27 protein-coding genes and 1 pseudogene are annotated in these 25,111 nt (G+C 67.9%); 15 read left to right on the top strand and 13 right to left on the bottom strand.

The features are described from left to right. Positions 1-109 precede the first annotated feature (109 nt). Positions 110-592: a hypothetical protein gene (locus ACQP0P_RS01550; protein ID WP_433358917.1), complete on the bottom strand. Its 483-nt coding sequence runs from the start codon at positions 590-592 to the stop codon at positions 110-112. Positions 593-811: 219 nt separating this feature from the next. Next, a pseudogene (locus ACQP0P_RS01545) lies at positions 812-1,135 on the bottom strand (hypothetical protein); the annotation flags it as partial. A 264-nt stretch (positions 1,136-1,399) separates the two neighbouring features. Here ACQP0P_RS01545 and ACQP0P_RS01540 point away from each other — a divergent pair. Beyond that, positions 1,400-2,248: a hypothetical protein gene (locus ACQP0P_RS01540; RefSeq protein ID WP_433358712.1), complete on the top strand. Its 849-nt coding sequence runs from the start codon at positions 1,400-1,402 to the stop codon at positions 2,246-2,248. An 11-nt stretch (positions 2,249-2,259) separates the two neighbouring features. Here ACQP0P_RS01540 and ACQP0P_RS01535 read toward each other — a convergent pair whose 3' ends face one another. From ACQP0P_RS01535 to ACQP0P_RS01525, 3 genes are all read right to left on the bottom strand, one after another. After that, the gene (locus tag ACQP0P_RS01535; protein ID WP_433358711.1) at positions 2,260-2,691 is read right to left on the bottom strand and encodes a hypothetical protein; all 432 of its coding nucleotides are present in this window, start codon (positions 2,689-2,691) and stop codon (positions 2,260-2,262) included. After that, on the bottom strand, positions 2,691-3,143 hold the full coding sequence (locus ACQP0P_RS01530; RefSeq protein ID WP_433358710.1) for a hypothetical protein: 453 nt from the start codon (positions 3,141-3,143) through the stop codon (positions 2,691-2,693). Before ACQP0P_RS01530 ends, ACQP0P_RS01535 begins: the two co-directional genes overlap by 1 nt. Positions 3,144-3,691: 548 nt before the next feature. Next, positions 3,692-4,441: a hypothetical protein gene (locus tag ACQP0P_RS01525; protein WP_433358709.1), complete on the bottom strand. Its 750-nt coding sequence runs from the start codon at positions 4,439-4,441 to the stop codon at positions 3,692-3,694. Between the two features lie 419 nt (positions 4,442-4,860). Here ACQP0P_RS01525 and ACQP0P_RS01520 point away from each other — a divergent pair, with 419 nt between their 5' ends. The 4 genes from ACQP0P_RS01520 to ACQP0P_RS01505 all read left to right on the top strand — a co-directional run bounded on the left by ACQP0P_RS01520 (position 4,861) and on the right by ACQP0P_RS01505 (position 8,824). Further along, on the top strand, positions 4,861-5,352 hold the full coding sequence (locus ACQP0P_RS01520) for a hypothetical protein (RefSeq protein WP_433358708.1): 492 nt from the start codon (positions 4,861-4,863) through the stop codon (positions 5,350-5,352). A gap of 493 nt (positions 5,353-5,845) precedes the next feature. Then, a complete protein-coding gene (locus ACQP0P_RS01515) occupies positions 5,846-7,420 on the top strand; it encodes a hypothetical protein (protein ID WP_433358707.1) in 1,575 nt (524 codons plus the stop codon). Positions 7,421-7,626: 206 nt separating this feature from the next. Beyond that, the gene (locus ACQP0P_RS01510; protein WP_433358706.1) at positions 7,627-8,190 is read left to right on the top strand and encodes a hypothetical protein; all 564 of its coding nucleotides are present in this window, start codon (positions 7,627-7,629) and stop codon (positions 8,188-8,190) included. An 82-nt stretch (positions 8,191-8,272) separates the two neighbouring features. Further along, positions 8,273-8,824, top strand: coding sequence for a MucR family transcriptional regulator (locus ACQP0P_RS01505; protein WP_433358705.1), 552 nt, complete (start codon positions 8,273-8,275; stop codon positions 8,822-8,824). 37 nt (positions 8,825-8,861) lie between these two features. Here ACQP0P_RS01505 and ACQP0P_RS01500 read toward each other — a convergent pair whose 3' ends face one another. From ACQP0P_RS01500 to ACQP0P_RS01490, 3 genes are all read right to left on the bottom strand, one after another. Continuing rightward, complete coding sequence (locus tag ACQP0P_RS01500) at positions 8,862-9,521, bottom strand: hypothetical protein (protein ID WP_433358704.1); 660 nt, start codon at positions 9,519-9,521, stop codon at positions 8,862-8,864. Between the two features lie 457 nt (positions 9,522-9,978). Continuing rightward, positions 9,979-10,305: a hypothetical protein gene (locus ACQP0P_RS01495; protein WP_433358703.1), complete on the bottom strand. Its 327-nt coding sequence runs from the start codon at positions 10,303-10,305 to the stop codon at positions 9,979-9,981. Positions 10,306-10,344: 39 nt separating this feature from the next. Next, entirely contained in the window at positions 10,345-10,551 is a 207-nt protein-coding gene (locus ACQP0P_RS01490) for a hypothetical protein (protein WP_433358702.1), read from the bottom strand. A gap of 12 nt (positions 10,552-10,563) precedes the next feature. Here ACQP0P_RS01490 and ACQP0P_RS01485 point away from each other — a divergent pair, with 12 nt between their 5' ends. Next, positions 10,564-10,701, top strand: coding sequence for a hypothetical protein (locus tag ACQP0P_RS01485; protein ID WP_433358701.1), 138 nt, complete (start codon positions 10,564-10,566; stop codon positions 10,699-10,701). 190 nt (positions 10,702-10,891) lie between these two features. Here the strand turns inward: ACQP0P_RS01485 and ACQP0P_RS01480 are convergent, their stop codons facing one another. The 4 genes from ACQP0P_RS01480 to ACQP0P_RS01465 form a co-directional block, all read right to left on the bottom strand. After that, positions 10,892-12,487, bottom strand: coding sequence for an IS1182 family transposase (locus tag ACQP0P_RS01480; protein WP_433358700.1), 1,596 nt, complete (start codon positions 12,485-12,487; stop codon positions 10,892-10,894). Between the two features lie 36 nt (positions 12,488-12,523). Beyond that, positions 12,524-12,973: a hypothetical protein gene (locus ACQP0P_RS01475; protein ID WP_433358699.1), complete on the bottom strand. Its 450-nt coding sequence runs from the start codon at positions 12,971-12,973 to the stop codon at positions 12,524-12,526. A gap of 656 nt (positions 12,974-13,629) precedes the next feature. Further along, complete coding sequence (locus ACQP0P_RS01470; protein ID WP_433358698.1) at positions 13,630-14,337, bottom strand: hypothetical protein; 708 nt, start codon at positions 14,335-14,337, stop codon at positions 13,630-13,632. A 474-nt stretch (positions 14,338-14,811) separates the two neighbouring features. Beyond that, positions 14,812-15,564, bottom strand: coding sequence for a restriction endonuclease (locus ACQP0P_RS01465; protein WP_433358697.1), 753 nt, complete (start codon positions 15,562-15,564; stop codon positions 14,812-14,814). Between the two features lie 470 nt (positions 15,565-16,034). Here ACQP0P_RS01465 and ACQP0P_RS01460 point away from each other — a divergent pair, with 470 nt between their 5' ends. After that, positions 16,035-16,808 (top strand): double-stranded RNA binding motif domain-containing protein, encoded by a 774-nt coding sequence (locus ACQP0P_RS01460; RefSeq protein ID WP_433358696.1) that lies wholly within the window; start codon positions 16,035-16,037, stop codon positions 16,806-16,808. A gap of 126 nt (positions 16,809-16,934) precedes the next feature. Here the strand turns inward: ACQP0P_RS01460 and ACQP0P_RS01455 are convergent, their stop codons facing one another. Next, positions 16,935-17,753 carry a hypothetical protein gene (locus ACQP0P_RS01455; RefSeq protein ID WP_433358695.1) on the bottom strand — a complete coding sequence of 273 codons (819 nt, stop codon included), beginning with the start codon at positions 17,751-17,753 and terminating at the stop codon, positions 16,935-16,937. Positions 17,754-17,920: 167 nt separating this feature from the next. Between ACQP0P_RS01455 and ACQP0P_RS01450 the strand changes: the two genes are divergently transcribed. The 8 genes from ACQP0P_RS01450 (at position 17,921) to ACQP0P_RS01415 (ending at position 25,109) form a co-directional block, all read left to right on the top strand. Further along, complete coding sequence (locus tag ACQP0P_RS01450; protein ID WP_433358694.1) at positions 17,921-18,580, top strand: GNAT family N-acetyltransferase; 660 nt, start codon at positions 17,921-17,923, stop codon at positions 18,578-18,580. Positions 18,581-18,846: 266 nt separating this feature from the next. After that, a complete protein-coding gene (locus ACQP0P_RS01445) occupies positions 18,847-19,296 on the top strand; it encodes a hypothetical protein (protein ID WP_433358693.1) in 450 nt (149 codons plus the stop codon). 40 nt (positions 19,297-19,336) lie between these two features. Further along, entirely contained in the window at positions 19,337-20,113 is a 777-nt protein-coding gene (locus tag ACQP0P_RS01440; protein ID WP_433358692.1) for a helix-turn-helix domain-containing protein, read from the top strand. Further along, a complete protein-coding gene (locus ACQP0P_RS01435; protein WP_433358691.1) occupies positions 20,110-21,321 on the top strand; it encodes a M20 family metallopeptidase in 1,212 nt (403 codons plus the stop codon). Before ACQP0P_RS01440 ends, ACQP0P_RS01435 begins: the two co-directional genes overlap by 4 nt. Positions 21,322-21,464: 143 nt before the next feature. Further along, entirely contained in the window at positions 21,465-22,571 is a 1,107-nt protein-coding gene (locus ACQP0P_RS01430) for an NAD(P)-dependent oxidoreductase (RefSeq protein ID WP_433358690.1), read from the top strand. After that, positions 22,568-23,326: a class I SAM-dependent methyltransferase gene (locus ACQP0P_RS01425; RefSeq protein ID WP_433358689.1), complete on the top strand. Its 759-nt coding sequence runs from the start codon at positions 22,568-22,570 to the stop codon at positions 23,324-23,326. Before ACQP0P_RS01430 ends, ACQP0P_RS01425 begins: the two co-directional genes overlap by 4 nt. Then, positions 23,323-24,000, top strand: coding sequence for a class I SAM-dependent methyltransferase (locus ACQP0P_RS01420; RefSeq protein WP_433358688.1), 678 nt, complete (start codon positions 23,323-23,325; stop codon positions 23,998-24,000). Before ACQP0P_RS01425 ends, ACQP0P_RS01420 begins: the two co-directional genes overlap by 4 nt. Further along, positions 23,997-25,109: a hypothetical protein gene (locus tag ACQP0P_RS01415; protein ID WP_433358687.1), complete on the top strand. Its 1,113-nt coding sequence runs from the start codon at positions 23,997-23,999 to the stop codon at positions 25,107-25,109. The genes ACQP0P_RS01420 and ACQP0P_RS01415 overlap by 4 nt, the downstream gene beginning before the upstream one ends. The last annotated feature ends 2 nt before the right edge of the window (positions 25,110-25,111 follow it).

The raw sequence follows: 25,111 nt of genomic DNA, 5'->3' as shown, positions 1-25,111 counted from the left end.
GTAGCGCCCTGTGATCGGCTCTGTCCTCGCTTTCCCTGCCATGCCCCCTTAGTTGGACCCATTGCCCACAGACCAATCGATTCACCACCATTCCACTCCCCCGCCTCGCTCAGGACCGGCGACCGCGCCGAGGCAAGACATCTAGGGCTTCTGCAAACACGGATGGCAGATCCAATTCCGCGAGCGGATCCGGATGCCGCCCGTTCCATCTGATTCGAGCGGCTGCGGCCAGTGGCTTCAACCGGGCCGCCAATTCCCATTCCCCCTCCGCGGCGACCACGCGCAAGGCCACTGCCAGCAATCCCGCTGCCACCAACGCGGTCTGTGGAATCATCCCGAAGCGGCCCGCTGACCCTGCCCGATTCCACCGGCGCACCACCGCTTCTGTGGCCATTGCCCGCCGGGCATCGGGAGGCATCGCATCCAGTAGAGGCAGAACCTCCGGCATCCCCAGGCGGACCAACATCGCAATCGCTTTCAACGCCGCGAACCACTGGCTGGCCCCCACCACCTGGGCCGCGATCAGCGCAGGTCGGCGGCGCGTCGCCACCCCGAGCATCATCCGTTGCGCGTGGACGAGTTGATTGCTCACCGTACTCGTCCTGATCTGCGGGATCGGTTGATCGCAAACACTCCCGCTGAGGATCGCGCCGCATTGCAGCGGGGCAGGTACGCGTGTGCGGGACAGGCCACGCGGCTGACCAGCTGACCCCCGTCGTATGCGTACGCGACATGATGGGCAGTGATCCACCAGACCCACCCGATGGATCGGACAGACCCCGGCCCAACCCAGCTTCCACCACATCTGCCACGCTCCCTCCGAAGCCGCCAAGCACTCTGAGCAAGCCCGACCGCCGAAGAATTGCGCCCACTCACGAGTCTCCGCCCGGCGGACCGACTCCTTGTCCCCCACACGGACGCCCGCCAAGTTCACGGCGGAGCCGTCGAACACTTCCAGGTGCATTCCCCGGACGATCTTGGCATCCACTCCCGTGGCGGACTTGATCGCCTCGTACGTCTCTGGATTCGCGACGACGCCGTACGCCAGCGAGCGGACATCGCCAGCCTTCGCACGCACGTCCAGCCCCAAAGACTCAACGAGCGTCCACGGCGGGCATCCGTTCCGCACCGCCATCCGATCAACCCAAGAGGCGAACGACTCACCCGGCTGTGGCTCAACCACCAACGTCAAACGCCGAGGGATACGGCCAGATGCCACGGGCTGAACCTCCTGTCGTACACGCGTCTACTGCCATCCCCGATGGCCCACTGCCAAGTCCACTGACAACTCACGTGCCGTACTGACATCTGCAAGGGCCCCAGACATCTCCGCAGGGCCTCGCACCTGGCATGATGAGACACGTCAACACTATGTTGACGCCTAGGAGAAGGAGGACCGATGCCCAGCCGCTCGACGCAGATCCACCGCCTCGTCAGCGAGCTGGAGAAGATCACAGACGTGTCCATCGATGCCGCCTATGGCGAGCGTGGCCGCCTGTGGAACCTGCACTACTCCAACGGCCCCACCTACACCACGATGCAGGCCCACCTCGCGAAACTCGCCAAAAAGACCGGCCTCGACCCGGCCCTCTTCACGCTGCACCGGATCGTGCAGGACGACGCCCTGTCCCTCCAGGCGGTGCGCTACCTGCGCACCACCCGGGCCGAAGACCCCTACGAGTACGAGTCCACACTCGGCTGGGCCATCGAGCAAGCCGCCCGAGACACCGACCACCCCGACCGGCCGCTCAACGACCGCGAGGCCGTCCTCGCCGCCCGGCTCCTGGCCGCCGAGAACGGCTACACCACCCCGCGATCTCTGGCCGACCGGTTGCTCCGTCACGGGCTGGCCGGGCTGCTGGCCGACGACCTCGACCACTCCCGGCCTGGGGACCGCACCTGGGCCGCCGAGTACCTCACCGCCCGCTACGCCCAAGGCGACCACCGGGCCGCCTGGCAGCGGCACCTGCACCCGATGCCCGCCCGGGACGCCCTCACCGCGGCAACCGCCGACCCCGACGCCCCCCGGACCGCCCGGGTAGCCGCACTGACCCTCGCCCCGATGGTGCGCGCCGAACTGGAGGCGGAGCTCGCCGACCTCGACCGCCTGGAACTCGACCTGATCACCGCCGTCCGAGCGGATAAAGCGGCCTGGTCAACAGTCGGTGACGCCTTGCACGTCACCAAACAGGGTGCCTCCCAGCGCGCGGACCGCCTCGCCGGACGGGTCGCGTCAACGGGCCGTTGACACCCAGGGGGTTACATCGGCGGGCGTGGCCGGGCGAGCGCGTCGGTCACGGCCCGGTCGGCATCCCACGCCTTGCCCATCGTGTCGAGCATCGCGCCACTGCGCTCCAGCCCAGCCGCGAGGATCTGGTGGCCCTCCTCGATGCAGGCATGCGAGACCTGGCCGAATTCGGTTTCGGCTTGCTCCAGCTTCACCGCAGCCGCAGCGACCCTTTCGGCGCTGCCGTTCTTGCGCGCCCGGGTGAGCTGACCGCGCATCGCCGCGATCCTGCGGTAGGCCTTTTTGCTTCGTTCCTGAAGCTCTGCCAGGCGGGCACTCGCGACGGCGCCCTCGGCCTGGGAGATGACCGCCTGTTCGGTGAACTGCTGGTGCAGGTCGTGTGCGATCTCCCGCATGGCGTCGATCTCCGCATCGCCGGTACGGTGCTCCTCGGGCAGACCCATCAGATGCCGCGCCGATCGTTGATCCGCACCGCTATCTCCCGGGCGAGTTGTCCAAGCGGCTCTTTGGGATAGACGCCGGCCAACTCGTCCAGCAGGGCGGTCACGACGAACGCCTCCGCGCCGTCCAGCACAGGGAGTCGGTCCCCGGTGTCCTTGTCGTCCATCCACGTGCGCAGGAAGGCCTCGTAGTCGTCGCGGGGGATCGGCTTCCCGGCCAGGTCGCGCACCATCGCGGTGACCGCTGGGGCGGCGTCGAAGCCGTACAGCCCAACTCGCCGCCCGGCCCGCAGGTAGTGGACAGCCTCCACCATGGCTCCAGCGCGCTCATCGTCGGTCAACTCCTCCCACGAAGGGTTGAGCACCCCTTCGTGGGCGAGCTGCTGGCGGGCCGCGGCGAGCCGCTCGGCGTGCTCACGCTCGGCATCATCGGCGTACCGGAAGGAGATGGGCACAGCGTCGTCCTCTCGATCGGGGGATATTCGAACGTGTATGGGTGCATCGTTTCGCTGCCGCCAGGATCGCAGAGGCTTCACTGGCGGTGCGGTCAGACGGCGTCGGCTCCTTCGCGGACCTCGAACGGGGCCCGGCACACGCCGCACAGGACCAGCCCGTCGTCCATGGCCTTTGGTGTGAGCTGGAGGCGTCGGGGTGGGGCGCACCTGCGCGGCCGTCGAGTATGACGGGTGCTCTGTCCGCGTCCGTGGTTGATTTGAAGCAACAGCCGACCCACGCCCCTACAAACATGTCGCTGCTGACAAGGTCCAGAAGGCACGACTCCGGCCGAGATCGTTTCCACTCAGGTGCAGCCGTAGTCGTGCAGGACGCTGGTGTTGTCGATGCCCCGGGAGTCCAGCCATGTGGCCAGGTGGATCCACTGCCGTACCGTGTCCGCCAGCCTGTCGAGGCTCATTCAGGCTCGCAGGCGGGCGCCGTGTTCGGCAAGGAGCACGGGCCGGATCAGCGTCAGCCATGCGGGGACGGCAGTTCGTGGCGGGCGGGCTCAGCGTGAGCGGGCCAACGTGGGAAGCAGCGAGCGCAGGTCGCGAACAACACGGTCGGCCAGCACGGCAGCGTCCTGAGACGTCCACTGATGTCTGGCCCCCGCCCCGTAGGCGGCAGGAGAACCCGGCCGCGCGTTCTTCGAGAACAACGAGGTGGTGAGGCTGGCCAGCCACGTCGGCAACGCCGGTCGGGGCGTCAGCAGCACCGGGGCTTCCTCGGCGACCCCGTACCGGCGCATGCCTGCCCCGGCCTGCGACCGCCAGAACGCATCCTGCGCGACCAGTCCGACGTACAGAACCAGCCAGGCCGAGTGCTCGGCGGTGTCGGGATCCGCACACAGCCACAGCGCGTATGTGCCGGCCACTGTGTGACCATCGCTTGCCCAGAACTGGGCCCGCGGCTCCAACTCCTCGGCGCCGTCCCTGCGCAGAGGCACCAAGGCCGTCTCGAACGGTCGCAGGAGGTCGAGATACGCATCCCGTAGCGTGGAGCCCGCAGCCTCGCGCAGCGTGAGACTGCGATCCGGCCTGATGCTCCAGTTCTCCAACTCCGCGGGGAGCAAGGAATGCAGAAGCTGGTGCATCTGGACCACGACGAGGGGAACGCCGTGCTCATCGCGGTGCTCGTGCTCGCTGCGGGGAACCCGAACGAGCCAGGAGTAGTAGGTTCCCTCGGGCGTCAGATCGTAGGAGTCGTCGTCGATGCAGGCGTCGAGCACACAGCCGAGTGAGGACGCCAACTCCTTCATCGGCTTCTCAGTTCGTTCAGCGACGCCCTCAGGCGCACACTGTCCGGGGTCACGGACCTCCAGGTCCCATACGATCCAGGAGCAGCTGTCAAGACTGGACTCGTCTACAGGGCGCATGCCGGTATTATCGCCGCCCGTCGGGCGCGGCGGCAGCCGGTTCCCCAGTATGAGCCTTGAATCGGATGAGCGCTGTAAACGCAGGTGGGTGCGGTCGTCGAAGCTGGCCGCGCCCGAGGCCAGTTCTTTGGTGGCGGGATGGGGCTGATGCGCAGTGGGTCGGCGCGCAGAGAGGCGGCGAGTTCTTGTTCAGCTTCAGCGAGTCGTTCAGCCACTGACAAGTACCCATCAGAAGCGACAGTCACCTCGAGCATGTCCTCATCGGCTGACAGGTGTCGCATGCTCAGGAAACGATGACCGGTATGACGACCGATGACGAGGTCCATGCGGCGCGGCGTCTTGCCGGACAGACCGACCAGGTGGGGCGCGCGCCGGGGCGGGAACCCTGGCGCGAGCTGCTGCGGTGGATCACCGCAGGGCGGCTCGGCCGACACAATAGCTGGCCGGTCGTGCCGGTGCTGGGCACGCCGTGGCAGGACACGGTCTCGGCCGAGCGGATCGGCTGGCGCTGCCGGGCCGCTTACCTCAACGCCGAGCCCGCGTTCGCCGTCGACTACCGGCTTTGTCGCCGTTGTCGGCTCGGCTGGGTCGAGCAGCCTTACACGCTGCCGCAGTATCAGCGGTGCGGGCTTGCCAGTGCTGGCCTGGCGGCGCTGCGGCGCGAGCACCCGGGACTGACGTGGCATACTCTCGGCGGCCACTTCGCCAGCTCACGCCCGTTCTGGGCCGCGGTGGGCACCGATGTCCAGGGCGGCTATCAGCAGCGTCCCGTGTGCTTGCACCTCGTCAGCTAAACGCCCTGGACACTTCACCCTGTGGTGCTGCGGGGAAGCGGCCGGTGTCGCCAGGGATCGGAGCGATGTCCAGGCAGCAGATACGGCAGCGGCCTCACCGCAATGGAGGTGGTGAGATCTACCAGCGCTTCGTATCCGCCGCACTCGTGCAGCGGTAGCCGCGCAACACGAGAGCCCTCGCCCCGTACGCTCAACCTCATCCCCTGCCAAGGACGCCAAGGAGCCCCCACCCTGTTCGGCGAATTCGAGGGGTTCTGCGCGTCGGCCAGTGCTCAGGTGGTTCAGCGCGCCAAGGCCGCGCGCACCGCGCCCGGTCGCCCGCGTACAGCTCGACACGCACGATCAGCACCTGGTCCTGCTCATCGACTGAGACCACTGCTGAGCTCGACTAAGCGAAGGCATCAATGGGGCTACAAGCGCCTAAGAATTCGCATAAGGCTGACGACGCTCTAAAAACATGTCATAGTAAAAGTGACATCTTTTGGAGGTGCGCATGGATACCAGCGTCATCAGCATCTGGGACCTACAGCCAGATGCGGAAATCCCCTCCCACGCCTGGACGCGGGAATATCGCCAGGGCAGCCCCAAGCTCCCCTACCCGCACGCCACCTTGTACGATCACCCCGAAGACCTGCCCCTGACGACCCAGATCTGGATGGACGTCGACAACGGCCTCCTGTGGACCTCACCACGGAAAGTGCGTGGCGACGACCCGCAACCCGACTACGCCATCCGGCACAAGCCCAACTACGGCTACGACGACATCGCCAACTCCCTCGTCGTCCGCCACCCGCTCACCCCTGCCCGCCGCGCCCTGGCCGAGGAACTGCTGGAGCGGGCCGCCCCACCCGCAACGGACTACTCCGTCCCGGCCGAGGCCGCCGCTGTGTTCCGCCGCGCCGGCTGGACCCCCGAACAGGTACGCGAAGTCCACACCGGATGGACCATCGCCACCGCCGACGATGCCCGCGTCTGGACCACCCACAGCTACCAGTGGTGGTGGAGGGAGAACTTCCCGCGAACCGGCCCGCACCGGTCGGCCGACGTCCATGACCCCCGCCGACGCGACGAACTGCCGCTCACCCCGCTGACCACCGCCGACGCCGCCCGCCTCCTGGAGGCCGGGGTGCGCTTCGACGCGATCAACGCCTGCCTGCACGCCGGGATCACCGACGTCGAGCAGATCCTCACCGCCCAGCCGCCGCATGTCCCCGACGACGCCACCCGCATCATCATCGGTAACTTCACGGCCCTCGATGCGGCGGCAGCGCGCGCCTGGCTCGCCAACTCCCCCGGCAGCTGGCTGAAGCCCGTCATCGCGGAGACGGGCCCGCGGCTACTGCACATCAACGACGAGGTCTTCAGCGGGACGTGGATGATCTGGTCGGACGGCCTGCTGACAAACCGTGGCCACCTCATCCTTCCGGAGGGCATCGAGCCAGGAGCGCAGCACCGCGCATGGGCCACTGAGCACTTCACCGAGCCGGGCTTCGTCGTCACAACTCCACTGATCAAGACCCTCTTGGCCGCCAGGAACCTCGCCGACCTGACCCCGCAGCTATGGATGCCGTGGCAGGAAGCCACCGGCCTGACCAGCACCACCGTCGAGAAGCACACCCAGGACATCGCGGTGGGCCCGCACACGACGATCGACAGCCAGGTCGCGCTCACCTCCCACACCGTCACCCTGCCCACCGGAGAGGCGACCGTGTGGGAGGTCTCCGACTCCCTGGGCCTCGACAGTCTCGGACAGGGCCGCTACACCGAGCGGTGGATCCACACCGACCTCAACGCGGCGACCGCCCTCTACCAGCAGATCGTCGCCGTGCAGCCGCCCATCGCCACCGTGGAGCAGCTCAGCGGCATGCTCGGTGTGACGGGCAACGCGATCACCCAGGCCATCCGCCGCGACCGGGCAACACCGTGGCGCGAGCAGGCGGCACCGCGCCGCCCGGAATCGATGCACCGTAACGGCCGCGCCGAGCTCTTCCCCACCCGGCGGTTCCTGCTCTGGTGGAGCGCCCGGGTTGGTCACGGCCCCGGCCGCGGGCGCCGCGCCGGCCAGTGACATCCGGCCTGTGCGAACAACGTGGGGTGCCGATCGACGCGGAGACCATCCACCACGGCCGGATCGACAACAGCGAGTCGGTGTGCAGAGCGGTCATGACCCCGCAGGCGGTCATTAAGAGGTTGCGCGCTGTCCCCGGGCTTAATCTCCTCTCGGGCGATCACCGCCTGACCCCGTCGTCCAGCAGAGCAGAAGGGCAAACACCAATGATTCAACCAACGGACCTGACCACCACGCTTTCTACGCAAGGGCGGGACGGGAACGAAAACCCGAATCAGGAGGCTGTCGAGCAGTGGATCGACGCCGCCGCTCAGGCCGGAATCACAGCAGCGGTTGACCAGTGGCACGAGTTCGAGGCGCCAGACTGGGCGCAGTACTGTGGCACGGTCAGGATCGATGGAGCCCTGTACCGGATCACCGTACGAGACGGCACGATCAGCGCGGTCCCATACCTTCGGCCGGTGCCGCTCATCGACCGGGTGAACATAGCGATCCGGGCGCTGGGCGCACGCGCCGCTGAGCAGGTCGAGGCACTGCCCTCCTACAACCCGGCCAACCATGTCATGTCCTGGTCCCTGGACAGGATGCGCAAGGGCGACCTTCTCCACCCCTGGCTAGTCGAACAGCTTCGCGAGCACACCGTGGGCGGGCCCGCGCTGCTCGCCGCCCACCATGCCCGGATCAACCTCACCCACCAGGAGGCGCTGGATCACGCAGAGCGCGGTCTGGCCGAGATCGCCTCTCGACAAGCACCGCCTCCCGGCCCGTGACCGTCTGAGCCCGACCGTGGGCACCATATCGGTCAATGCCACCGCTCGGCACCGAGCAGGAAGCTTTTGACCGCAGGGAGTGATGATGCTGGCCTATGGAGACCCTGATGGTTATGCCACATACGGGCAACTCACCTACACCGACGACGGGGAGCGGGTGATCTGCCACGAGTGCGGGGAGGCGAAGCGGGCGCTGGGTACCCACGCCTGGTATGCCCATCAGATCACCGCAGCCCAATACCGGGAGCGGCACGGCCTGTCAGTCGGGCGTGGCCTGGCCGCCCCGGTGACCGCAGAGAAGTTCTCCGCGAACGGCAAGCGGGAGCCGGCACTGCGAGCGCTGGCGTCCAGCCGTGACCCGGGTCGGGCCAGGGCAGCCAACCGGCCCGGTGGCCAGTACCGGGCTGAGAGCTTGGCGATCAAAAGCGCGATCGGCAAGCGGGCACGACTTGGCCGACCGTTGAGCGCAGGTGAAGTGGAGCGGCTGGCGGAGGCCGATTCGATTGAAGCGTGGGCGGCTATCGCGTGGGAACTGCTCGATGATGGGGCAAGCCGGGGCAGCATCGCACGAGGTACAGGAGTGAAACTGCCGACCGTACATCAGCGGGTGAACCGCTTCCCGCCAACGGCGTAAGAAGAATGCGGCACTGGCAGGGGAGGCATCACAGGCGTTAAGGGCAGGCCTCGCCATCCGCGATGGTGCGCGGGTCGCGGATGGAATACAGCCCGATCACCTCGTCGACGATTTCGATGAACTGGGCGTCGTACGGCTCCAGTGATGCCAACGGGAGCACGACCTCACCCGTGTTGTGCCAACTGCCGTTCGGCTTCCGCTCCCAGATGCACCAGCCCTGCCCGCTCCCGACGGTGATCCGGCCTGGCTCTCGCATCCACGCGCTCTCCTCCTCCAGTTCTTCCAGAACGCGGGCTGCCTCGGCTGCTTCGCGCTCCTTGGCTATGCGGCGGTTCTCCTCAGACAGCGCGCTCGCCGCGGTCTTCAAGGGGGCGCGCAGTTCCTCTGGCCACGCGGTGTCGGCGCCGCAGTCGCATGTGGCCCGTCCACGCGAATGGAACTCGCATCCCTCGGTGTGGGCAGCAGCCGTCACCTGGTTGTACTGGGTGGCGATCTCCACAGTGTGGTCGCCGATCCGTGTGCCGGGCGCGGCCACCACCCAAGCAGAGGTGATAAACGGGTCGTGCAGGGGTGACCACACGGTGTACGGCTGGTTGTCGATGTCGATCGTGACAGCCAGGACCGGCATGAGCGCGCGGCGGACGCCCCCGAATACCGGCGCGTCCTCGCCCTGGCGGAACTGATACTCGTGTGGCATGGGCACAGACTCCTTCGTCATGGCACACAGCAAGGGACCGCACGCCTTTGATGACGTGCGGCATTGCATGCGTTGGAATCCTCAGCCCGAGAAGGCTGCCACCGCCGAAGCGGGACGGAACTGGAGAACCAGACCTTGGGACGAAGATATAGGAGCCCGCCGACAGGAATGCCGGGGAGTGCATGAACCACGGGAGGCCTGGAGGGCCGCGTTCGCGATGACGATGTCGGGTCCGCCGACAGCGCCGGCATCGACCAACGCGCAGCCCAGCGGTCGACTTTGAGCGGCTACTCCAGGCTCCTGGCTCAGAACAGCGGTTACCGCCGGTGAGTTGTTGCGGACTGACCGGGCCGAGACGCTCGCCCGTTGTGATCCTTTCGGCCACTCCCGTGTTGTGCGTCTGTCCCGGCGCCGGTACGCGGCCCTGGCGGGGACGTCGGCGCAGCGGTGGAGGTCTTCAGCTGTCTACGGCCCGTGCCTGCCAGCGGGCGCCGACGGCCAGAACATCGCGTACGGCCGCCTCGGAGACGCCGAGCCTGCCGACGAGGCCCGCCGGTGAGCCGTGCCGAGGTTCGGCCTCGCGTAGATTGCGCAGTTGCAGGGCGGCGGACTTCGAGTGGATCTCGAAGGCGTGTATCGCCGAGGGGCAGCAGATCGTCAGGGCCGGGCTGGAGCGCATGGACACGACGTTCGCCCTGATGGATGAGGCGCGGGCCGCGCGCGCCGAGGTGGTCGAGGCGCTCGGTCGGCCGAGGTACCCGCAGTAGGTCTCGCGCGCCTGCACGGGACAGGTATTCGATCGAATTCCTGGCCAGGACCTGAATCAGGCCGCTGCCTGCGTGTAGCGAGAAACGATCGGCTCAAGATAGTCCACGTGGGGGCCCGCGAGGCCGACGAGTTCGGCCGGGGAGCTCACCAGGGCGATCCGGTCCAGCTCAGGGGCGCGCCCCAAGGCCTGCTCGGCGGCCGTCACCGCCTCGAAGCGCTCATGCAGCAGCGCCGCCGGTTGCGGCGGGGCGAGATAGGTCACTCCGATACTGCGGTGCTCGCAGCGGGTGACGACCCACAGGCTCAGCTCATGGGGCGGCAGGTCGAGGCCGGTCTCCTCGGCCAGCTCCCGCGCGGCATGGCGTCGCGCCGCGGCCTCGTCGAGCGTCTCGTGATCCTGGGGCGGCTCTAGGTGACTGGTGTTAAGCGGGTCTCGTCAGAGGGAGGTTGCCGTCTTGACCGCGGAACCGGACGGCCCAGCCGCTCTGTGACGGCGAACCTTTGACGACTCGGGCCCGTCATGGGTGGCGCGGGTGGACGGCCTGGTAGCCGGACGGAACCGGCCCCGGAGGATGGCCAGGTTGACCTGGCCATCCTCATGTTCACCCGGCTGCCGCCGCCCATTGTCCATCAACGGTGGACCTGATGCCGAGTACGCCAAGGCGTGCGAGGTTGACCGCTGCGGCCAGGAGCGAGAAGTCGGCGGCGATTTTCTGTGTACCGCGCATGCGGGCTCTGCGACCGCCGTGACGGCGTCGCATGAGGTGCGCGATCTTCCGCTCGACCTTGGGGCGGGTGGCACGGTAGTGGGTCAGCCACGCCGGATCGGCGCTGCGGGCACGGCCCTTGGCCAGCTGCTCCTCATACGGGCTGATCTTGATCTCGCGGCCGTCCTTGGCGGTGGTGCAGCAGCTCGCCAGCGGGCAGGAACCACAGGCGGCGCCGAACCGGGCCGCGCCGCCCCCATCGGCCTGCGGCCGGATCGGCGTGCTCACCCCGCTCGGGCAGGTCACCGTCTGCTCGGCCAGATCGACGCGGAAGGCATCCTTGGTGAAGCGCCCACCGGGCGCGTTCGCTTTCTGCACCTTGAGGTTGGCCTCGATATCGGCCTGCTCCAACCTGGCCAGCAGCCGGCCGGTGCCGTAGGCGGCGTCACCATAGACCGCGCCCCGCTCACCCGCACCCCGCTCGGGCCGGTCACGATCGGGCTGGGACAGAATGTCGGCCAGCAGGCCGACGGCGGGATCGGCATCACCGACGTTGCCCGCCGTCACCGTGGTCGCGGTGACGATCTCGCTGTCCGGGTCCTCGGCCACATGTCCTTTATAACCATCGAAGCCCCGCGAGGAGGTCTTGTGCCCGTGCCGGGCCTCGGGGTCCACGATGGAGATGATCCGATCCCCGGCCACCTTGCGAGCGATCCGGAAGATCCCGTCGGCGCCTTGGCCCAGATCCTGACCCAGCACCGTGGCCGGCAGCCGCGCCGCCTGGACCACCTCCCCTGACAGCTTTCGCCCGTCCAGCAGGGCCAGCAGCGCATGCCCATCGCGGGCACGGGAGTCGATCAACGCCTCCCGCTCCGCTGGATCCGTCCAGTCGATGACCGGCTTGGCCAGATCGGTATAGGCATCCCCGCTGGAGATCACCGCCCGCAGTTCGGCTCGCAGCCCGTGATCGGCCGCGCGCAGCAAACCACGAACCGCCGAACGCACCAGCGTGACGGTGTCCTGCGTGGCCACCGCGTCATAGATCGGCGCCGAGTCCAGCACCCGTTTGCGGCCGACCAGCCCGGCCTGCGCGGCGATCTCCACCGTCCGCTCGAAAATCCGGTCCGGCCGCTCGGATGCGGCCAGCCTCGCGCGCATGTCCACCAGTACGGTGTGCACGAACCCCGGATGGTCGAAGTCCAGCCCGCCGGCGGCGTATTTCCAGCGCACGTCGAAGGCGAACCGATCCACCGCCTCTCGATCCGAGAGCCCTTCCAGGCGTTGCAGGACCATCACCACCGCCACGATCATCGGTGACACCGACCTGCGGCCGTCCTCGGCGAACAGGTCGGCGAACATCTCATCGGGAAACAACACCCGGCACTCGCGGTGCAGCACCGCATAGATCGAGTTCGGCGCCAGTCGCCCCTCGCAGAAACTCACCGTGGAGGACAGCAGCCCCGGCTGCATCGGCGTCTGGCCCACTGCCATCGCGTTCCCTCTCCCCGCTCCCGGTGACCAACACGATCACCCTGGCACAGGGAAAGGTCCTACCGCGAGATCACACGAATAACACCAGTCACCTAGCGAGCCGCCCGGGAGCTGCCACCGCCCCGGGGCCGCTGTCGACGCCGACATCCTCGCCACCAGCAGGCCCCCGCTGATCGTCGGCTGCACGACGTTGACGAACAGCGACGGCAGCCACGAGGTGTTGCCTGGGACACGGCGCAGGGCGTAGTACCGGTATGTCACCCGCGCCCAGTAGAGAGCGAGGCTGCCTGGCCCCTCCCAGCTCATGCCCGCGCACGCCACCACCGGCCCGTCGAAGAGGCTCGGGTTGGCCTGGATGGCCGTGTTCCACGCGCGGTCTCTGGCCGCTTCGTCGGAGGGCGACAGGCGCGGTGCTTCGACCTCGCTCAGGCGCAGGTGGTGCACCTCGAGGAAGTCGATGCCCGCGGGGAGCGGCGTCGTGGTCACCGGCTCATCGTAGAGCTGCTGGGGCTCACGACGAGGTGATCGGCTCGGGAGGCCGAACCGCTTGCACCCCCAAGTAATGCGGTGCCGATTCTTGGCGCGAGGCCACGGACCTGCCCCCGAGCCGGTCCAGGCCGTCCGGGCCCGGGCGCAGCACACCGTCCAGCAGGACGGCGAACCCGTTCAGGCGGGCTTCCGAGAACACGGGCAGTGTTGGGATAGGGCAGCGCGGCGGGCGCCCCATCCCTTTGCTCGCTCCCACAAGCAGATACTCGCCAACTACGCCGTCGCACTGGAGGAGATGCCGTGTCGGCCGGCACCCGCCGCGCTTACGCCTCCCGGGTCCGGATGTGTCCGGCATGGCTGACCGACCGGCTGGCCGCGTGAGACGGCGACCCGCTGGCCAACGCCCGCCCCCCGTAACTGGGTGGTGCGCGACTACCCCTTTACCTGCTGCGCGAGGCCGACCCCAGATGCTCGGTCCGCTACGTCGGCAATGCTCTGACTGACTTCCATACCCGACTCGGCCTGAGCAACGCCGGCATTGCCCGCGAAGACATCCCCAAGACCACGCTAAGGCGATGAACGACCTTGCCCAGATCCGGTGGTTGCGCGCCGTCGAGGACAGGCGGGCGAGGCGTTTTCGTGTTGTACGACCTTCAGGGGTTGCCGCTGCGACGTCGCCTCGCGCGGGCCGAGTGCAGGCCCAAAATGACCTGGGACTGCTCCACGGTGTTGAAATGGGAAGGCAGTTCCCCGGCGGCTTCGCGCGCTGAATCGAGCTGCCTTTGGAGGCTGTTCTTCGCAGACCCGTGCATCGGCTTCAGCCAGCGCTGTGCGGCCCTCATCAACGCGGGCAGCACGGTGGTCCTGTTGATCGCGTTGCGCTCGATCTTGTCGTACTCGTTGCGGGCATCTCGTCCGCCGCGCTTCTCGTCGTAGCGCTCGGCAATGTGTTGCAACACTTCGAGGAGTTCACCGTACCGGTGAGCGGGCGGGCTTTCTTCCTGGGCGGTCTTGGCGGCCTGGCGGGGGGTCGGGTACTCGTGATTTTTCAGGAACCGGGTCAGGTACTGGCGGCTGAACCCGAGTTCGTCGGCGGCGGCCTCGATGGAGCCCAGCTCCATGACGAGCTGCTGGGCGGACAGGGCCATCACCCGGGGCAGTTGTCCTCCTTCTCTCAGCTCCCGCGCCACCTGGTAGCGGACTTTCGCGTCGGGGATCCGGCTGAGCAGCCGGTTGATGGTCACCTCGACTTGTTCGGCGACGTCGTCGGCAGAGATCTCGGCGTCGACGTCGGTGATTTCGTCCCCGGGGAAGTCCTCATCGAAGTCGGCGCTCTCGGTGGGGGGTTCGGGCGATGTCATCCTGGCTCCTCCTGTTGTAAACATGAGAGTTACAAACTCCCGAAGGTTTGTCAACCACACGTTTACAATCCTTGGAGTCGCCGCGCGGCCTCCTTACGCGAGATCAGTGCCGTGTGTCTCGGCGCGAGCCCACGCCGACCTTTCCGCTCTTCGTGCCGCCGACACCTCCCTGGAGGCAGCGAGCCGATAACGGAAGGCCGGCGGGACGGCGCGTTCTGAGGTCGGGGATGCCTTCGGGCGGCCGGTACGCCGCGTCGAGCAAGGCAAGACCCGCGGTTTTCGGTAAATCACCGATCACATCACCGGGGATCGGCGATCCAGCCGTCGACCTCCAGCCCGAACCACAGCAAAAGCGCCTATTTCGTCTCGCCTTTGGCCCGCTTCCACGTTCTGGTCAACTCCTCCATGGCAAAGGGGGCTTCTGCTTAAGGCGGCGGGCACCGGTCGGCTGGCAGGCGGGGCCACGCCTAGCCTTCAGCGGTGCCGAAAAGGCGTCGAGCGTGGCGCACTGCCATGGTGGATCAGCCGGTTGGAGGTGTGGCGCAACCGCCGAAACCGTCGCAGGGGAGTCGTCAGTTTCAGCAGTTCTTGCAAAGAGATGCCGTCGGTGGCCCATCGGCGTAGTTCTTCGCGGCCGCACAGGTGAATCCGGAAGTCGGCTGCCGCCTGCCGGGCTCCGCGGGTGAACGACCCATTGGTGATGATCACCGCGACATCGGCTTGGTGAACAGGCCCGGCTGTTCCATTCACCGTGTAGATCACTCCGGCGCCGACCGTTCCCTGGCCGGCGGTGTGCTTGCACTGGGCGACGATGAGGTAGCCGCCCGGGGTGCGGCCGATGACGTCGGCCGCTTTGTCGCCTTTCCGGCCGACATGGCGGGCGTCGATCCCGTCGCGCACCATCAGGTCACGCACCGCCAGTTCGAAATCGGTGTAACTCAGCGCGTCCAGGTCCACCAGCGTCAACCGCAAATGGCGAAGCCTGGCAGCTCTGCGGCTGGCGGCGGAGGCCTTCCACCACCACCACACGGCTATTGCCGCCACCACGGCAATAGCCGTTGGCGCACCGATGTACCAATGGCCGAAAATCACTCTGATGGCCGCCCGGATCGCATGAAATGCCGCAGAAAACGTGGCCAGCGCGATAAAGCCTGCCGCGATCCATTCTGTGCGGTCGGCTGGTTTACGGGGACGCGGAAGGCGCGAGCGCCAGCTCGGGCTCGTCACGGTGCCCCGGTCGGCTCAGGCGGCGGACCTTCACCTTCCTCCTGCTCGGCGATTACAGCCGGCGCCGAGGGGACCGATTCGGGAGCCGGGGACATCCGCTGCGGGGTGCTTTGCTGTTGGTCGGGCAGGCTCCCCCACAACCAGGCCGCTCCGATGATGACGGCCACGATCACCCAGCCTGACGCCTGATTCTTTTTTGATCCGCGCTTTCTGACCCAATGTCCGCGCCGGAAATACCTGTCTGCCATAACGCCTCCCTATGGAATAGCCGAGTGGCATTCGGCTACCTAACAGCCTCGGAGAGATGGAAACATACGGCACTGACAAATACTCGCGTTCGATAAAAGATCACGCAATTCTCGGCGTAGAAACGTGTGTCCGGCTAGTAAGCACGTTGTCGCCTTAGCGCTCTGGTGTGCTCTTTGGGAGGTATGGTCCCGCCGGAGCGGCCGGTCTGGCAGGGTGAACACGTGAGCAGCGGCTTCGAACAGCAGCATCAGGTACCGGCCTCACGGCGGCGCGGCGGCCTGGCCGCCACCCGGGCCGGCTACCAGGAAAGCGAGCGGTCGTTCTTCTGCAGGGTGTGCCAGCGCGCCGAGCGTGGCCTGTGGGTACCCGCAGGCTGGTATCTGCTGGAGCGCGCCCCCGGAGGCCAGAGCCGCCACATCCGGCTGGGCCTGTATTGCAGCGTCGCCTGTCTGGTGCGCGCGGGGGAGATGCTGGAGGCCGGAGCGGCCGAGCACGCCGCCCGGATGAACCTGCCCACCGAGACCGACATCCGCCGCGAACGCACCCGGGTCCTCGACATCGCCCAGACTCTGCTGGCCGGTGGGCTGACGATCCGTCAGGCCGCCGAGAGCTTGCAGGTCGACACCTTTACCCTCAAAACGTGGTTGAAGGAAGCCGGAATCCAGATCAGCCCGGCGAGCCCTCCACCGGCTGCGGCCGTGGCGTCATCCGCAGCCCCCTCCACCCGGGCGTCGACAACAGCGGCGAGCAGGAAGGCAGGAGAGCATCACCCGGTGAGCGCGCTGAACGAACGCACCCAGCAAGGCCACATCACCGCGGTCACCTGGAGCGTCGAGGCGACAGGCCCCTCACACGCGCCATACTTCACCGCGACCGCCACCGCGCACCCCCGGGGAGCCGGCCGGCCGGTCCGCGGCCAAGGCAGCGGAACGAGCAAAGCCGCGGCACGAGCAGCGGCCGCGGCCGCGTTGCTAGCCCGCCTCGACGCATCCTGACCTTCCCACGCTCGCGCACAAAGCCAGTCGCCCGAGGCGCGGGTCGGTCAGGGCGGTGGGCCGGGATGCCGTAGAGAGCGTCGATTACGGCAGCGGCTGCCGGAAAACCAATGGCCGCAGGGCTGGCTATCGGTTCGGTTCGGCAACAGCAGGACAACCCGCGGGGAGCGGGATCTGATCAAGCTGCACCACGAGTGGTTCACCGCCCGGGCCCGGCAGCAGGAATCGCCGATCCTGCGTAGGGGTCAGGTGTTCGGGCAGTCCACGGACGGCCTCCACCAAGGCGGCGGCTCGCTGATGCGGGATCAGCTGGATGCTCTGTTGGGGCAGGGAGTCCGCCATGATGGCCAGCACGGCGGAGGCGACGTTGACGCCGCGTCGGCGGTAATCGGCGGCATCGGCGCGCGGCACAGGGTGATCCAGCAGGGCAACCGTTGTTTCCAGTGGCGCCAGCACGTAGGTCAACAGCACGCCCTTACGTCTGACCTGGATACGGTCCCCGGTGTCAGCTGGGAGGCGAGTTGCGATGACCGGGCCCTCGTCGAGGGCCGCGATCTGCGAAAATTGCTCGGCGGTGACGTCGACCAGGGATCCGAGGGTTGGTAGCCACACGACCGTGTGGCCGTGGATCTTGCCGTCTTCCCACCAGGGCGTCAGAGTGCCGTGGGTGAGGCTGGTCTTGGCCGAGGCGTCGGTGATGGTGAGTTGCACAGCGCGGACTTGCGCGGGGATACCAAGCTGGGCGTAGGCGTGCACAAGCGTCATGCAGTCATCGAGGCAGCGTTCGGCCGGCGCCAGGTACTCGGCCGCGACCAGGTCGAGGAACAACGGCGGCAAAGACACTACCTGCATCGGGTCGGACGCCGCCCGGTAGGCCATCAGCCCACCCACGCGCGCGGCGGCTCGCTGCACAGGGTCACGATGCTCGTTCACTTTTTTGGCCATGGCCTGACGCCGGGGATCCCCAAAACGGCTGACGGCCCGGGTATCGGGCCCTGACCTGCGGCCCCGCGATTTCGCCACACCCGGAACGCTATCCCTTCGAGAGCTGTCGTCACCGTTAGATATCGCAACCGTCGCCGATACAAGGATGGCCGCCCGAAGAGCCCGTATTGTCTACGATCGTGGTAAGGATCTGCCTGGCGCGGCCAGGGGACGGGCTCGGCGTGGAGGCTCTGGCCGGAGTCGCCCTCGGCATAGACGTCGGCATGCAGGGTGCAGCGGGGCCGGTTGCCACGGCGATCGACCAGTACGGTGGCCGCCTAGCGGTCCCCTATGGCTGGGCTCAGGCGCTGGTGGCTTGCCTCACCGAGGCGCCCCAAGGCGCCGATGGGCCACCGCCGGCCGGCCTGGCCTACACCTGCCCGCCGGTGCGGCTGATCGAGGCGTACACCGAGCTGGGTAGCGGCGCGCAACAGCGTCTGGCCCAAGCACTCGCCGAACTCGAACTGCTCGCGGTCGCCGAGCACGCGCGGGGGAGCGGAATCGGTACGGCGCTGCTCAGCGCGGCAGAAGACCTGCTGCGCCGCGACGGCCGCCACCTGGTGTTCGCCAAGATCCGCCTCGACAATCAAAAGGCGCAACTGTGGTTTCGCCGCCGCGGCTATCTACTGACCGCGCCCGGCGAATCCGTCATCTTCAACATCGGGGAAGCCACGATCAGCTTCGACGACGGCGGCGACGGCTACCGGCTGGCGGTCAAGTCACTGGATGCCAGCCGGCACGTGCACCGCGTCAGGGCCCGTACGAGCAGCTACCTCACCGTTAGATGAGTACGTCCTTTCACGCCCCACACGCCGGTTAGAGCAAGAGGAGCTCGCACATCGACCAATCCACGGGCCAGGGGCCGTTCCTGGCGCGCGCCTGCCCACAGCGGAGGCTCGCCGCTGTGCGGGCGCCAGGTTGGACGATCCTCCTGCGTCCCACTGGGCCAGCGGGCACCATGGTTTCCTCAGCATCCGTCCGACAGACCGGTGAAGGAATCATGCAAGAGGCGTTGTTCGATACCAGCCCAGGGGCGAACGCAGAGCCCATCATCATGTCGCTGCACGCTGAGTACTACGAGCTCATCTGGAAACGCAGCAAGCGCCACGAGTTTCGGCGCCGTTTCCTTCCTGACATGCCCACCACGTGGTTCGTCTATCTCAACGCCCCTGTCAGCCGCCTGTGCGCGATCATTGATCTGGCGCCGGCCGTCGTGGGGGCTCCCGAGGAGATCGCCGCGATCGCCGAACAAGCCCGGCCTGGTAATGGCGCGAGCGTGCTGGAGTACACCAAGGACCTTCAACAGGCGTACGCGATCCCGATCTTGCAGGTGCGTGAGTACGAGGGGTTGGCGGGTGATGATCTGCGCGGCCACCTCGGCTCCTGGCACCCACCACAGGGCTACATACGGCTGCGTAACCCCGCGAACCTGGACATGCTGCGGATCTGCGAGAAGCTCATCGCAGAGGAACCGATCCGGCAAATGACCGTGCACCATCCGTAAACGGGGCGGCGCCCCGCGTGCGTTTGAGAGGTGAGGGCCCATGGCCCGTGCGGGACGCGACCGGGAACCGACGCCACTGCGCCGGGCCCGCCAGGCGCGGAACTGGACGTTGGAAGACGTCGTCGAGCAGATGGATCTCCACACCTACGGGGGACGTTCGGGGGTGACGCCGAGCATGGTCAGCGGCTGGGAGCTCGGTCGCCACACCACCAGCATCGGCCACCGCAAGACCTTGTGCGACATCTATGCCCTTCCGGCCGATGTGCTGTTCGCCCACCAGGACGAGGGTCTTGGCCAGCGTGCGACGGTGCAGTTGCTGGCCGGGTTCCCGGATCTGCAGCGGGCCATGGCCCGCGTGGTCAGCGAGGCCCAGGAGTTTTTGATCGTGATGGGGTCCCGGTCGCGGGACGTGCAGTATCTGCGGGCGATCGAGGTCGCCTTGGAGAAGCGGCCAACGCTGATCTGCTACAGGGTGCTGTTCGGGCCGCCGCACCATCAAATCCTCAAAGATCACCTGTTGCGGTTGTTGAAGCTACGTGACCCCTGTGACCGTAGCGTGGGGACCAAAACGTTGCATCTAGGGATCGTGGAGGACCCGTTGGCACCTGAACGGTTCTTCTGTTCCAGCGAACGCCAAGCCGTGATCCCGATCCCGTCGCTGACCTCGCACGAGGCGTTCGACTCCGGGATCGTCGTCGGACCGGCGCCCGCGTCGCGGCTGCTGGACCACGGCCGCCAGGCGTACGCGGCGGCCCGCCGCATCGAAACCGTGCAGCAGGTCAGTGACCTCGACGTCCTACGAGAGGGGCGGGCATGACCGCCGATCAGATGAGCATCGCCAACGCGCTGCGGGCGGCCCACGACGACCATGACGCCGTCGTGAAGCTCACCCAGGAACTGGTGCGGATCCCCAGCCGCGGCGGCGTCGACTCCTACGACCCGGTGCTCGACTACGTGGCGGCGTGGCTGGGCGAGCATGACCTGAAGGTGCGGCGGCTGACCGCGGCCGGCGGGATGACGGTCGCGCTGGTGTGCGAGGTCACCGGCGCCCGCCCGGGTCCCCGCTACGTTCTCGACGCCTGCCTGGACACCGCCCCCTACGGCGACGAGGCCGCATGGTCCTACCCGCCGACATCCGGCGAGCTTGTCGACGGGTGGCTTCACGGGCGCGGCGCATCCGACTCCAAGGCCGGGGTGGCGATCTTCGCGCATGTCCTCGCCCGCCTGCAGGCGGCCCGCGAGCAGTTGCACGGCGGTGTGGTACTGCTGCTGGACGTCGATGAGCACACCGGGGCGTTCGGCGGCGCGAAAGCGTACTTCGAGGGCCCTGACGCCCCTGACCACGTCGACGGCGTGATGATCGGCTACCCGGGCATTGCGCACGTCGTGACCGGCGGCCGGGGCGTGCTGCGGGCACGACTGCACGTGCACGGGGTGGCCAGCCACTCAGGCGGCAGGGCGAGCACGCCCAGTGCCATCGCCAAGGCCGCAACGCTCATCGGCGCCTTGGGGGACGTTGAGCTGCCGCCCACAGCCGGTGAGGACTTCCCCCTGCCGGCCAAACTCACCGTGACCGCCATCACCGGCGGTGAGGGCTACTCAACGGTGCCGGACCTGTGCACGCTCAACGTCGACGTCCGCCTCACCCCCGCCCTGGACGGCCAGGCCGCCGAGGACCTGCTGCGCAGCACCGCCATCGCCGTCGATGCTGCCTGGCCCGGCACCCAGCCGACCCACATAGAGATCACCACCCGGTGGCCCGCCTACCGGCTGGGGGAGGGGTCGGCGGTGAAGACGGCCCTGTTGCAGGCCGCCGCCGCGGCCGGGCTGAGCACCGCCGCGAAGATCGCCGGACCGTCGAATATCGGCAATTACCTGGCCGGCCTCGGCATCGAAGCCACTGCTGGGTTTGGCGTCGACTACGTCGGCCTCCACGGCACGGACGAGCGGATCCGCACCGCCTCGATCCCGATGATTCAAGCGGTCTACCACCACGCGTTGCTGACCTTGCTGTCTGCGCGTTGACCTGCGAAGACGTGACTATCTTCGACAACGCGTGAACAACACATCGACAACAGCACGCCAGCCGATGCGCTGGCCGGACCGCCTTCGCCGGGTGATGGTGCAAACACGCACACCATCACCGACCCGGGAGGCCTGGTTCCAGCATGAAGCCCCATCCCCCCGACATGACGATCGGGTTCCCTCGAGAGAGCGGAGCCGAACGCCGCACCATCTGCACGCCTGCCCTCGCCTGCGCACTGATCCAGGCCGGGTTCGACATCGTCGCCGAGCCCGGTATCGGCGAGGGCACCTTCATCGACGACGACGCCTACCTCGCGGCCAAGGTCCGCCTCGCGAGCCCTGAAGAGGTGTGGGCGGCACCGCTGGTACTGCGCTACAAGTCCCCGGACCCGGCCGACCTGAGCCGCCTGTCAGCCGGACAGCACATCGGCGCCCTGTTCCACGCCGAGGGCGACGCCGACCTGATGGCCGCCTTACAGGCGACCGGGGTGACGGCGTGGAGTTATGAGTTCTTCGCCGAGAATGACCGGTTTCCGCTGGGACGGCCCGGCGGGCAGATCGCCGGCATCCAAGCGGTACTCGCCGGCGCCCACGCCCTGCAGCACCCCGCCGGGCGCGGCGTGCTGCTCGCCCGCGTCGACGGCGCGGCCCCGGCTAATGTTGTCGTCATCGGCAGCGGCAACGTCGGCGCCGCCGCAGCCCGCACCGCCGCGGCACTCGGCACGCAGGTAGTCGTGCTCTGCGCCAGCCAAGCCTCCCAAAACGCCTACGAACAGATCGCACCCGCCGGAGTGCGGGTGATGGTCAACTCTCGGGCGAGGCTGCTGGAGTGCCTGAAAGACGCCGATCTCGTGATCGGCGCGATCCTCATTTCGACGTTCGACACCCCACCCATGATCACAGACGCGGATCTGGAGATGATGCGAACCGGCGCGGTCATCGTGGACGCCACCTGCGGGTACGGGCCCGGCTACCTGCCCACCTGCGGACCCCTTCAACAACCAGGCGACGCACCGCGCTTGGTCGGCGGCATCCTGCACGTCAAAGTCGACGTGTGGCCCGCGCTGGTGCCACTCACCGCCACGGACGCCTACACCGCCAACGCGGCCCCCTACCTGGTACGGCTCGCCCGCACAGCGCGGCTCGGCGACGACGACCCCGCCGTGCAGAGCGCACTGATCGCCCACGACGGCACCCTGACGCACCCGGTGCTCATCCAGCACGCCCAGTTCTACGGGATGCAGCCTTGAACGGCGCCTGCGGTTATGAGCAGCGGGCCGCCTCCTATGCCGCGGAGATCGCCGAGGTGGTGGCGCCGCGCCTGCTGAACGGGCTGCTGCACACCGGCATGACCGTCGCCGAGGCCCCCAGCGGCACCGGTCATTTCCTGAGCCGCTACGCCGCCGCCCAGGCCGAGGTGGTCCTTATCGACGCCAGTCCCGCCATGCTGGCCGCAGCCCGGCCCGCCGTGCCCGGGCAGAAGCTGCGTATGGTGTGCTGCCGGATCGAAGAGCTCGACCCGACCCAGACAGGGCTGGCCGACCTGGTGGTGGTGGCGAACGCGGCGCTCAACCAGCTCGCCGCCGGGCCCGGTCCGGCGGCGGTACTGGCCGCAGCGGCGCGGATCCTGGCCCCGGGCGGGCTGCTGCTGGCCCAGGTCCTCTTGGCCGACGGTGACCGGGTCGACGGCTGCGGTTTCTACGATCCGGCTCTGCCCGACGGGCAGCCGATACTCGACCGGCGGATATGCCAGGACGACGGCCGCGAGCTGGTGCGGATGCGCCGGCAGGACCGGCACGATGACCGGGTCGGCATTCACTTCACCGCCACCTGCGACGGCCGGACTGTCTATGACCACCAGGTCGAGCTGCAGCTGCTCACCGCGGCCGCCATCGAGGAAGCGGCAACAGCTGCCGATTTGAGCCTCATCCACCGGCTGGACGGCGACACCGAACAGCTCTCAGAGGTCCTCCTGGCCACCCGCACGGGCCAGGGCGCACGGTGAGCGCCCGCACGGTCGCCGACGCCGGCGACTACTGGGAGCGCTACTACAGCGACGCGTTCACACCGGGCCTGGGCACCGAGGACATCCTCGCCGCGCTGCAGACGATCTCCCCGGTGCACACGTGGGTGGACGCGGGAGCCGGCTCCGAATCACTGTTGTGGGCCATCCCCCTCACCGCGGCGCACCTGGTCGCGGCCGACATCGACACCGACCGTCTGGCGCTGTTGCGCTCCTACGCCGCCGCGCAGCAGCCCCGCCCGGCATACCGGACCGTTTTGCAGCTGTGCGGCCGCACCGAGCGGGATTTCGCCGCCCGCTGCCGCACCCTGGCCGCGACGGTGCGCGCCGACTGCCTGACCGGCCGGCCGCTGCCGATCGCTGAGGGCAGCGTCGATCTCCTCACGCAGTTCGGGCTGCTCGGCCTGACCGCCACGCCGGACGCGTTCGTGGCCTCCTGGCAGGCGCTGCACCGCGCGCTCGCACCGGGTGGCTGGTGCGCCGGCGCGAACTGGGTTAGCGCCACCACCAACAGCGACCGCGTCTCGTTGAGCGAGGAGTTGTACCGGCAGGCGATGACCGCCTGCGGCATCACCCCGCACCTGCTCACCCGGGTTCCCATCACCGGCGACCCGGACTTCACCGCCGTGTGGATCTACGTCGGGAGAACACCATGACACCGCACCCCAGCGACAACCTGATCTTCGCGCCGGTCGGGATCGCGCACCTGACCGGCGACAACGCCGACCTGCTGCGCGCCGCGGCGGCAGGCCGCTCGCAACTACGCGTCACCACTGCCGCTCAGCTCAACGGCGTCCCGCACTTCGGCACCGCCGTCACGATTCTGACGGTGTTCGCGTTCACCGCCCACGCCGCCCAGGTCCTCGACCTGCCCCCCACCATCGTGTTCGACAGCCTGGAGAACGCCCCCGCCGAGCACCTGCAGATCGACGGCCAGACCTACACGCGAACCGTCGGCGACCTCATCGAGGCCGGCTGCCTGGACGGCGCCGACCGCGTCTCCGGAGTTGAACGGCTGCTGACGTGGGCCCGTAAGCACTCCGGCGTCAGCTACGAATTCCGGCCCTACGACGTCTATCAGGGACTGCGGCCAGTCCGCGAATGCCTGCACCACATCGCTTCCCACCTGGAGCAGTTCGCGCCGATCGTCGCGCCCCATGATGGGATCGTGCGGATCCGACCTCGCTGCCCCGAGTGCCGGCTGATGCAAAAGTCCGCGCGCGACCTGCGGATCACCGCCCTGTCAGGCGCGGTCCGCCTTGACAGCCGCTGCCCCGACCACGGCCCCTACCACGAGATTGTGCACATTGACGGCGGCGGCTGGTACGACGCGAACACGCCCGTGCGCTCCATCCAGAAGGGAGCGCTGTTGTCCGCTGAGCGGCAGATCTACGACGCGTGCTCGGCGTCGGTCGACGGCGCCGACTGGGGCGGTGCATGGCACGCACATGTTCTGGCGCCCGCCCTGGCGACGCTCGGCATCCCGCCCCGCGACTGGCCGGTGTCGATCTTCACTCCGCTCATCGTGGACCACACCGGCGGCAAGCTGTCCAAGACGCTGTATGTCACCCAGGGGGCGTACAACGACCTGCCCCCGCTGTTCCTCGACCTGAACGTGCTCCTGGACTCCTACGGCGAAGACATCTTGCACATCGTATGGGCCGAGGTCACCCGATGGGCTGCCGAACCGCGGCGGTTGCACCGCTCCTACACCGTCGACTACCTGCGCGCGCTGCTGGAGACCCAGCAGCCGCGCACAGCGTGAAA

The organism is Streptosporangium sp. CA-115845 (genome assembly GCF_050943795.1).
Lineage (GTDB): Bacteria > Actinomycetota > Actinomycetes > Streptosporangiales > Streptosporangiaceae > Streptosporangium.
Note: the sequence above shows the minus strand (reverse complement) of the source record. Positions and strands in the feature narration are given on the sequence as shown.

Excerpts from the sequence above, each read along its gene's own strand:
- ACQP0P_RS01525 (WP_433358709.1), bottom strand. The coding sequence starts at position 4,441 with ATGAAGGAGTTGGCGTCCTCACTCGGCTGTGTGCTCGACGCCTGCATC.
- ACQP0P_RS01510 (WP_433358706.1), top strand. The coding sequence starts at position 7,627 with ATGATTCAACCAACGGACCTGACCACCACGCTTTCTACGCAAGGGCGG.
- ACQP0P_RS01455 (WP_433358695.1), bottom strand. The coding sequence starts at position 17,753 with ATGGCCAAAAAAGTGAACGAGCATCGTGACCCTGTGCAGCGAGCCGCC.
- ACQP0P_RS01480 (WP_433358700.1), bottom strand. The coding sequence starts at position 12,487 with ATGGCAGTGGGCCAGACGCCGATGCAGCCGGGGCTGCTGTCCTCCACG.
- ACQP0P_RS01505 (WP_433358705.1), top strand. The coding sequence starts at position 8,273 with ATGATGCTGGCCTATGGAGACCCTGATGGTTATGCCACATACGGGCAA.
- ACQP0P_RS01435 (WP_433358691.1), top strand. The coding sequence starts at position 20,110 with ATGACCGCCGATCAGATGAGCATCGCCAACGCGCTGCGGGCGGCCCAC.
- ACQP0P_RS01540 (WP_433358712.1), top strand. The coding sequence starts at position 1,400 with ATGCCCAGCCGCTCGACGCAGATCCACCGCCTCGTCAGCGAGCTGGAG.
- ACQP0P_RS01470 (WP_433358698.1), bottom strand. The coding sequence starts at position 14,337 with ATGACATCGCCCGAACCCCCCACCGAGAGCGCCGACTTCGATGAGGAC.
- ACQP0P_RS01440 (WP_433358692.1), top strand. The coding sequence starts at position 19,337 with ATGGCCCGTGCGGGACGCGACCGGGAACCGACGCCACTGCGCCGGGCC.
- ACQP0P_RS01515 (WP_433358707.1), top strand. The coding sequence starts at position 5,846 with ATGGATACCAGCGTCATCAGCATCTGGGACCTACAGCCAGATGCGGAA.
- ACQP0P_RS01520 (WP_433358708.1), top strand. The coding sequence starts at position 4,861 with ATGACGACCGATGACGAGGTCCATGCGGCGCGGCGTCTTGCCGGACAG.
- ACQP0P_RS01430 (WP_433358690.1), top strand. The coding sequence starts at position 21,465 with ATGAAGCCCCATCCCCCCGACATGACGATCGGGTTCCCTCGAGAGAGC.
- ACQP0P_RS01500 (WP_433358704.1), bottom strand. The coding sequence starts at position 9,521 with ATGCCACACGAGTATCAGTTCCGCCAGGGCGAGGACGCGCCGGTATTC.
- ACQP0P_RS01445 (WP_433358693.1), top strand. The coding sequence starts at position 18,847 with ATGTCGCTGCACGCTGAGTACTACGAGCTCATCTGGAAACGCAGCAAG.
- ACQP0P_RS01535 (WP_433358711.1), bottom strand. The coding sequence starts at position 2,691 with ATGGGTCTGCCCGAGGAGCACCGTACCGGCGATGCGGAGATCGACGCC.
- ACQP0P_RS01415 (WP_433358687.1), top strand. The coding sequence starts at position 23,997 with ATGACACCGCACCCCAGCGACAACCTGATCTTCGCGCCGGTCGGGATC.